General features: G+C 64.4%; 9 protein-coding genes. 6 read left to right on the top strand and 3 right to left on the bottom strand.

Annotated features, from left to right (window positions below):
* Positions 1–52 precede the first annotated feature (52 nt).
* Positions 53–388: an LLM class flavin-dependent oxidoreductase gene (locus tag QXK92_RS33930; protein ID WP_306249117.1), complete on the top strand. Its 336-nt coding sequence runs from the start codon at positions 53–55 to the stop codon at positions 386–388.
* Positions 389–447: 59 nt separating this feature from the next.
* Here the strand turns inward: QXK92_RS33930 and istB are convergent, their stop codons facing one another.
* Both istB and QXK92_RS33940 read right to left on the bottom strand, forming a co-directional pair.
* Positions 448–1,299, bottom strand: coding sequence for an IS21-like element helper ATPase IstB (gene istB, locus QXK92_RS33935; protein ID WP_306249119.1), 852 nt, complete (start codon positions 1,297–1,299; stop codon positions 448–450).
* Entirely contained in the window at positions 1,296–2,654 is a 1,359-nt protein-coding gene (locus QXK92_RS33940) for an IS21 family transposase (protein WP_306249121.1), read from the bottom strand. The genes istB and QXK92_RS33940 overlap by 4 nt, the downstream gene beginning before the upstream one ends.
* 111 nt (positions 2,655–2,765) lie before the next feature.
* On the opposite strand from QXK92_RS33940, the gene QXK92_RS33945 reads away from it, so the two are divergent.
* From QXK92_RS33945 to QXK92_RS33965, 5 genes are all read left to right on the top strand, one after another.
* Entirely contained in the window at positions 2,766–3,224 is a 459-nt protein-coding gene (locus tag QXK92_RS33945) for an LLM class flavin-dependent oxidoreductase (RefSeq protein ID WP_306249123.1), read from the top strand.
* Positions 3,225–3,427: 203 nt separating this feature from the next.
* Positions 3,428–3,778: a hypothetical protein gene (locus QXK92_RS33950; protein WP_287042175.1), complete on the top strand. Its 351-nt coding sequence runs from the start codon at positions 3,428–3,430 to the stop codon at positions 3,776–3,778.
* A gap of 90 nt (positions 3,779–3,868) precedes the next feature.
* The gene (locus QXK92_RS33955) at positions 3,869–5,443 is read left to right on the top strand and encodes a DUF4185 domain-containing protein (RefSeq protein ID WP_287042177.1); all 1,575 of its coding nucleotides are present in this window, start codon (positions 3,869–3,871) and stop codon (positions 5,441–5,443) included.
* 32 nt (positions 5,444–5,475) lie between these two features.
* On the top strand, positions 5,476–5,997 hold the full coding sequence (locus QXK92_RS33960) for a hypothetical protein (RefSeq protein ID WP_287042179.1): 522 nt from the start codon (positions 5,476–5,478) through the stop codon (positions 5,995–5,997).
* A 16-nt stretch (positions 5,998–6,013) separates the two neighbouring features.
* On the top strand, positions 6,014–6,385 hold the full coding sequence (locus QXK92_RS33965) for a hypothetical protein (RefSeq protein WP_287042181.1): 372 nt from the start codon (positions 6,014–6,016) through the stop codon (positions 6,383–6,385).
* 203 nt (positions 6,386–6,588) lie between these two features.
* Here the strand turns inward: QXK92_RS33965 and QXK92_RS33970 are convergent.
* Positions 6,589–6,993, bottom strand: a 405-nt coding sequence (locus QXK92_RS33970) for a septation ring formation regulator EzrA (RefSeq protein WP_306249127.1), incomplete at its 5' end; no start/stop codon positions are given.

The raw sequence follows: 6,993 nt of genomic DNA on the forward strand, positions 1-6,993 counted from the left end.
CTGAAGATCACAGTGAATGCGACATGCGATCTATGTCCCACTATTTGGCCCGTTGGCAGATCCGCATGCGATAACCGACATCGCCGGTACAGCAGAAGAGGCCGGCTGGGGCGGACTGTTTGTCTGGGACCACGTATTGAGTCCCATTCCGGGCGAGTGGGACATTGCCGACCCGTGGGTGGTGCTGGCCGCGGTGGCGACGGTCACTCGCCGCATCCGTATCGGAACCATGGTGACGCCACTCCCGCGCCGCAGAATCGCCAAGCTCGCCCGCGAAACGGTCACCCTCGACCACCTCAGTCGAGGCCGGCTCACCCTGGGGCTCGGTACCGGTGGGGATGTCGGAGGTGAATACAGCGCCTTCGGTGAAGACGCTGACCACAAGTGACGGCGCTCATCGAAAGTCCCCAGGTGTGCTCGCCGAAATTCCTCACCTGTGAGCAGCGGTCAGTGTAGTTGTTGGCGGGTGCCGGTGGTGGTCCGGCGCAGCGTTTCGGCGGCGGCCTGGTGGTCACGTAGCCGGTAGGACTCGCCGTCGAGGTTGATGACGACGGAACGGTGCAGCAGGCGGTCCAGCATGGCCGCTGCCACGGTGGTATCGCCGAGGATCTCGCCCCATGCACCCACCCCGCGGTTGGTAGTGATGACGATGCTGGTCTTCAAATACCGTTGAGAGACAACCTGAAACAACGCCGAGGCGGCTTCAGCGGGCAGCGGAAGATAGCCGAGTTCATCAATGACCAGCAGCGTCGGACCGGCATAGAAGCGCATGGTGGTGGCCCAGCGTCCCTCGATCGCGGCACGGTGGCAGCGGGCGGCTAGGTCGGCGGCGGTGGTGAAGTACGTCCGGTAGCCGGCATGGGCTGCAGCCCTTGCCAATCCGACCGACAAGTGTGTCTTTCCCGTGCCCGGCGGCCCGATGAGCAGAATGTTGGTCGCTGACTCCAGGTAGCGGCAGGTGCCCAGTTCGTCGATGAGTTTGCGGTCGATCCCGGCGGCAGCATCAACATCGAAGTCGGCCAGGGTGGCCGGGGTCGGCAGGCAGGCGAACCGCAGCCGGCCGGCTAGGCGGCGGGCAGTGCTGGCCTTGACTTCCACGGCCAGCAGTCGCTCCAACGCGACGGTCAGCGACAGCCCTTCGGCGGTGGCCTGGTCGAGCACCGCCGGTAGGGCTTCGGCGGCCGCGGCCAGTTTGAGCTCGGCCAGATGCGAGCGCAGCTGCTGATAACGGCTCGCCGCCGCCGACGGTGATTCCTCGTTGGTAGTGGTGGTCTTGCCATTGCGTGGCGTGGGGGTCATTGGATGGTCCTGTTCTGGGCGGCCCGCTCATAGACGGACAGATCGATGACGGTGGAATCGGTTGATTCGATTGGGGATTGGGCGCCAAGGCTATTGGAGTCCTTGGCTTCGAGCAGTTGTGCAGCAGCAGCTTTGGCCGCCGGGCCCGGTGGGATGCGTTCCTTGCGGCGGTGGGGGCGCCCGGTGGTAGCGGTGGCCATCGCCGCGGCGTCCAGGGCGATGACGTGCCCGCTGTCACGCACCATGACGCCGAGTCCATCGGCGGCCATCCGGTGGCGGGCGATCACGATGCCGCTCATGGTGGCGATGTCGCAGAACTGGCCGCCGACGGGATGCGATACGACGACTTGGGCGGCGGCCAGTTCTGGGGGCACCGAGTAGCGGTTGCCGCGGTAGGACACCATTGCCTGCCGCGAGGCGGTGCGAGCCTCAGCCACGATCACTGGATACACCGCCGGCACCGGGGCCAGCAGTTCGGACTTGGCGACCACGGCGACCGAGGAGCGGCCGTCGGTGCTGGCCCGCCGTCGGGTGTCACCGCGGAGTACGGCGAAGCGATCCAGGTTGGCCTGGGCCGCCTCGACGGTCATGTCGTCGGCCAGGGTGCGCCACCAGCGTTGCGCGGCGGTGTGGTTGACCTTCTCGACCACGCCCTTGCGGTTGCCGCGCCGGGCGGGGCAGATCGCCACCGAAACGCCGTAGTGTTTGGCGACCCCGGCGAAGGACGCGGTCATCCGACCGCTGCCGGGGTCACACACCGTGGCCATCCGATCGAACCGCCACACCCGGGTCAGCCCGCCCAGTCCACGAGTGACGCGGTCGAGGCCGGCGACCAGATGCGGCTGATCCTCCGAGGGCGCCAAGAAGCCGCGCCATTTTCCCGAATGCGCCAGCGAGCCGACCAGCAGATGCGCCGTCTTGCCCCACCCCCAGGATGCCGGCGGGTCTGGCAATTCCAGCCAGTCCCATTGGGTTTCGTCCCCGGGTGCGTGTGGGATCACTGCGTTAGGGCGCTCGGTGGCGGTCCGGCACGCCTCACAGACCGGCCGTAGACGCCGGACGCGGATGTTGCGGGTCAGGCTCTGATACGACAGACCGAACCCCAGGTCTTCGAGTTCGTCAAACAGGGTCCGGGCCCACAGGTGTGGGTCCTCAGTCAACCGCGCCATGACGTAGTCGACGAACGGGTCGAATGGATCGGGGCCGGGCCGGGCGCGTACCCCGGGGGTGCCGTCACCGGCCAGATACTTGCGGACCGTCTTGCGGTCGAAGCCGGTGTGGCGGGCGATCGCCGCGATCGTCCAACCACGCTTGCGTAGGGCATGTACTTCCACATCGTCCTCCCATGTGAGCATGAGAAAGCGGGCCTCCTTCGGTGAAGCAACTGGCGTCAGACACCAGCAGCTTGGAAGGAGGCCCGCCCTTCTCGGCGGAGCCACACGGGTGGGGAATTTCGATGAGCATCAGTGGGAAATTTCAGTGAGCGCGGTCACAAGCGCCTCGGAGACATTCTCGACGAGGGAGCCGCCGCATTGACCGCACTATGGGACGGCCGCACCGTCGACCACAAAGGAACCATCACCGCAATAGCGGTGCGGACAACCCCAGGACCGGTTCAGCAACCGCGAATTCCGCTATGGTTTGGCACCGCGCGCACTACGGGCCGACCTATTCGGCGAGCCGCACGCTACGACGGCATCTTTCCGCTCAGCGCCGACACCGGCGCCGTCGAACGCATCGCTGACAGTGTTCGGGGCATCCGCGGGACTCTCGACGGGTTCGACATCGCGGTCGTCTCCCGCCCGGAGACCGACCTTTCTCGGCTCGCGGCCGCCGGCGCCACCTGGGCTCTACACGCGTTTTGGCCGGGCAACCACCCCGAGCAAGTGCTGCGCGTAATCAACCGACGACCACCATCAATCTGAGCGCAAGTCAGCAGACCACGACTGTCCTCTGCCGCCACGACATCGCTCCTTCGACGAGACAGAATCTGAGCCGTCTTCATTCTCTAGATGTGAGACAACGATGGGCGCGGGACAAGTGAGTGGGCTGACGTAGGTGTCTACTACGGTGGGTGCCTGCTCAAACAATGTCCCTTTGTGGGTGATCGGGTTTTCGGGAGGACGTGATGGCGAACTTCAGTGTGACCCCGGATAGTGTCCGTGCCGGTGCCGGCAAGATCGGCACGGAGAGCGCCTTGGTGAGCGGGCTGGCGGTGCCGGACCCCGCCGCTGCGGCGGCGGGCCTCGCGGGGTTTGTTACCGCCGCGCAGCTGTCGGCGGCCCGTGATGCGGTGGTGTCGGCGTTGAAGGTGGCCGGTGGGCGCTGTGAGCAGATGGCGTTGTTGTTTCGCAACGCCGCGGACGCTTTCGCTCTGGCGGACCTGGTTACGCCGGGATTATTGCGGCCTTCGTGGCTGTCGCAGCAGGTTGGTGACGGGCTGACCGCGATGGGCGAGATGAACCTGACCCCCAGCTAGACCCGTGCCCGTATTTCTGGGGGGATCAGTGAGTTGAGTCGCCCGCAAAAAAGCGTGGTGTCCAAGGCCAACGCAACCGCCCTAGCTGACATGGCGGGACCGTTGCGCGCCGCGGCGAATCAGCTGGCCGAATCCGGGGAACGAGTCCACGAGACGGTCTATGACTTCGACTGGGAGGGCCTTTCGAGAAACGCCGCCGATACCCGAGCTGACCGGGAGTTGATGCAGGATCGCACCGTCGCGGCTGATTTGCATGCCTTGGCCGATGCCTATGAGAACGGCAAGAACACCATGCAGCCCATGATCGACGGACTCAACAACAAGGCACAGGGCTTAGAGGCCGATCATTTCGCGGTGTCGGAGGACTGGGTCGTCACCGACACCTATGACTACGCCGCTGCGAAGAAGCTGGCGAAGCTGATGGGCCTAGATGACTCCGACATCAACGCCGTGCAGTCCCAGCGGGCCAATGAGGCCGCCACCGAAACGGTGACTTTGCAGCGCCTGGCCGATGAGCTAGGTACCGCCGACACCAACACCGCTGCCGCTATCCGCGCCGCCATCGCCGCACTCAGCGGCAGCAATGGCCCCCAACTGGCCCTGCCGCCGGGGCTGGCCCCGGGACAGGTACGCAATCTAGGCCCCGTCGCTGGGACCGGCGCGCACATCCCCGGTATCGGAGCAGCTGATCTCGGAGAAATCATCAGACTGCCCAGCGGGCAATACGTCGCGGTGTTGGGTGACTCCTATCGCGGAGGACAAATGGGCGACGGAGAACACTTTCCCTCCGTGGCAGTGCCCGTCACCTTCGACGCCCACGGGCGCGCCCACTTCGGTGCGCCGTTGACCGGGCCGGACGGTAGCAATGTGTTGTTCCCACTGCCCCAGGCAGCCAAAAACGCCGGAGCCAACAACGCCCTGCCCGCCGGCAGCATCACCACCCGCGACGGGCGAACCTACATGATGGTGGTAGGCACCAATACCAACGAAGGGTTAGCACCCCAAGGGGGCTCCTGGCTGGTCGAGGTCACCAACAATCCCGCCGGCGGCTGGAAACCTATCGACGGCAGCTACAAACCCTGGGCGTCGATACCCAACCCCACCGCCGGTGTGCCCGGAGAGCCCCTGCGAATCAGCGACCCCGCCAAAGCACCCACACAGATCAGCGGCTACCAAGGCAACGACGGCAAAATCTACATCGCCGCCGACGGCTTCGACCGCCACCAAGGCGTCACCATGTACCGCGTCGACCCCGACCACATCACCAACCGCGACGCCTGGCAACCCTGGACCGGACACGAATTCGGCAATCCTGAACAACAGCCCGTCCGCGTCAGTCGCGATAACTTCGGAGAACTCAGCTTCCGGGAGGTTGAGGGAAGGCCAGTGCTGTCCGGGTTCAACGGCGGAACAGGGAACACGGAGGTACGCGTGGGCAATGCTTTCCCGTCCGAAATCTTCGACAAGGGTTCAAGCACCTTGGTCGCCGCAGGCGGATCATGGGGTGAGCCAGACAGAGTGCCGCAGAACTACGGTGGCTACATCATGCCCGGGGCAACGCTAGACAACATGGGAATCCTGGTCAGCCAATGGAACACCACACCAGTCAACCCCGGCATCCCCTACACCGTGGAGCAGTTCCAAGTGAACCCGAATCACCGATAGACCACACTGCCGCCGACGCCTACAGGACGAACATGATCGCTAAAACACTCACTATCGCTGCCGCCGGCGCGGTCCTCACTGCTGCAATCACTGCATGCACCGCACACGCAGAGCCGTCAAAATTCCCCGACCTCAGCGGCTACACACCGGTCAACATCGCCGACTACCGGATCGACACCACCACACCAGGGCACCCGAGCTCGGGAACCTACTTCCTTACTCCCGATGGAATCACCTGCAACTTTCCCATTGGAGCAGCGCAATGCAGTGGGAACAACCTGCCCGGCGTTCCTCCAGCCACCTCAAACCCAGCCGCGGGAATCAATATGGTGAATTGGGTCGGCACGGACACGGGGCTTAAGCAAACGAACGAAGGACCCGCGTCGGACGTTATAAATGGCCAGCAGATAAAGACTCTGCCTCCGTTTCATTCGATCACGGTCAGTGGAGTGATCTGCGGGGTGGATGACAAGAAGATGACCGCGTGTAAGGACCCCCAAGGGCGTGGTTTCGTGCTGTCTCCCGCGTGGTCGGGGTGGCTGGGAAAAATCTAAAAATAGGCCCACGAACATGGCTGATATCTCCCAGCTGCACCCACTGATACAGAAAGCACTGCGGACCGGAGAAGTGCCGAACCGGCAGGAGCTGGCCCACCTGCTGGGCGGGAAAATCCCGAACCTCTCCGACCTGGCCGACGAAACTGTCTCTGACAAGAACGCAACCGAACGGGAACACCCTGATGCCGAAGCGTTCCGCGCCCGCTACCACGCCATGGTGGAGGAGAGAATCTCTGATTGGCTCGACGACCATCCCCAGTATGGAAACGCCGTTCCTGCCGCCGTGCGACACCGCATCGAAGATGACTGCGACCGCCAAATACAGCATCAATGGGCGACCCACAGAAGAAGACTCGCCCCACACAACGACGATCAGAATTACTGAACCGCGATCCACTGTGCGACTGAATTGGAGCGGGGCGAGCAGCCATGCGGGCAGGGCTTTGTGATCATCGGTAAGGGATCGCTGGAGCCGGGCTGACGACCTTTGAAAGCGCCGCGCATAAGCCCCTTTGCTGACCACCGCCGGTCATGTCATAGAACAAGGCTTGGGGTTTGAATTGCGGGTGCAGGGCGGCGGGTTAGGGGTTAGCGGGTTTTGCCGGCGGCGCGTTGGGCGGCGCGGCGCTGTTGGCGGCTCATCGGCACCTGGTGGTGCTGTTCGGTGTCGTGTGCGGGATGGCCGGCGATGGCGTCGAGTAGGGATTCCAATTCCGCGAGACGGGTCCGCAACCGCCAGACTTCGGTGACTTCTTGGCGCAGCCGCGCGAGTTCGCGGTCGCGCTGTTGGCCACGCTCAACGTCGCGACGCAACTGCTCGCCGAGCCGCTGGACCTGCTCGCGGGCCTGCCGGTAGCCGGGGTCTTCGGCCAGGGCTTGGTGCAGGCGCACCGCAGCGGCGAAACGCTGCACCACCGCACCCAGCTGCTCACCCATCGCACCCTCGGCGTAGCGGTGCTCGAGGACCTCCAGCAGGAGTTGGCACTGATAATC

Source organism: Mycobacterium sp. TY815 (assembly GCF_030755135.1).
In the GTDB taxonomy this organism is placed as follows: domain Bacteria; phylum Actinomycetota; class Actinomycetes; order Mycobacteriales; family Mycobacteriaceae; genus Mycobacterium.

Coding starts and splice junctions, on each gene's coding strand:
- QXK92_RS33955 (WP_287042177.1), top strand. CDS start 3,869: ATGGCGGGACCGTTGCGCGCCGCGGCGAATCAGCTGGCCGAATCCGGG.
- QXK92_RS33965 (WP_287042181.1), top strand. CDS start 6,014: ATGGCTGATATCTCCCAGCTGCACCCACTGATACAGAAAGCACTGCGG.
- istB (WP_306249119.1), bottom strand. CDS start 1,299: ATGACCCCCACGCCACGCAATGGCAAGACCACCACTACCAACGAGGAA.
- QXK92_RS33940 (WP_306249121.1), bottom strand. CDS start 2,654: ATGCTCACATGGGAGGACGATGTGGAAGTACATGCCCTACGCAAGCGT.
- QXK92_RS33960 (WP_287042179.1), top strand. CDS start 5,476: ATGATCGCTAAAACACTCACTATCGCTGCCGCCGGCGCGGTCCTCACT.
- QXK92_RS33950 (WP_287042175.1), top strand. CDS start 3,428: ATGGCGAACTTCAGTGTGACCCCGGATAGTGTCCGTGCCGGTGCCGGC.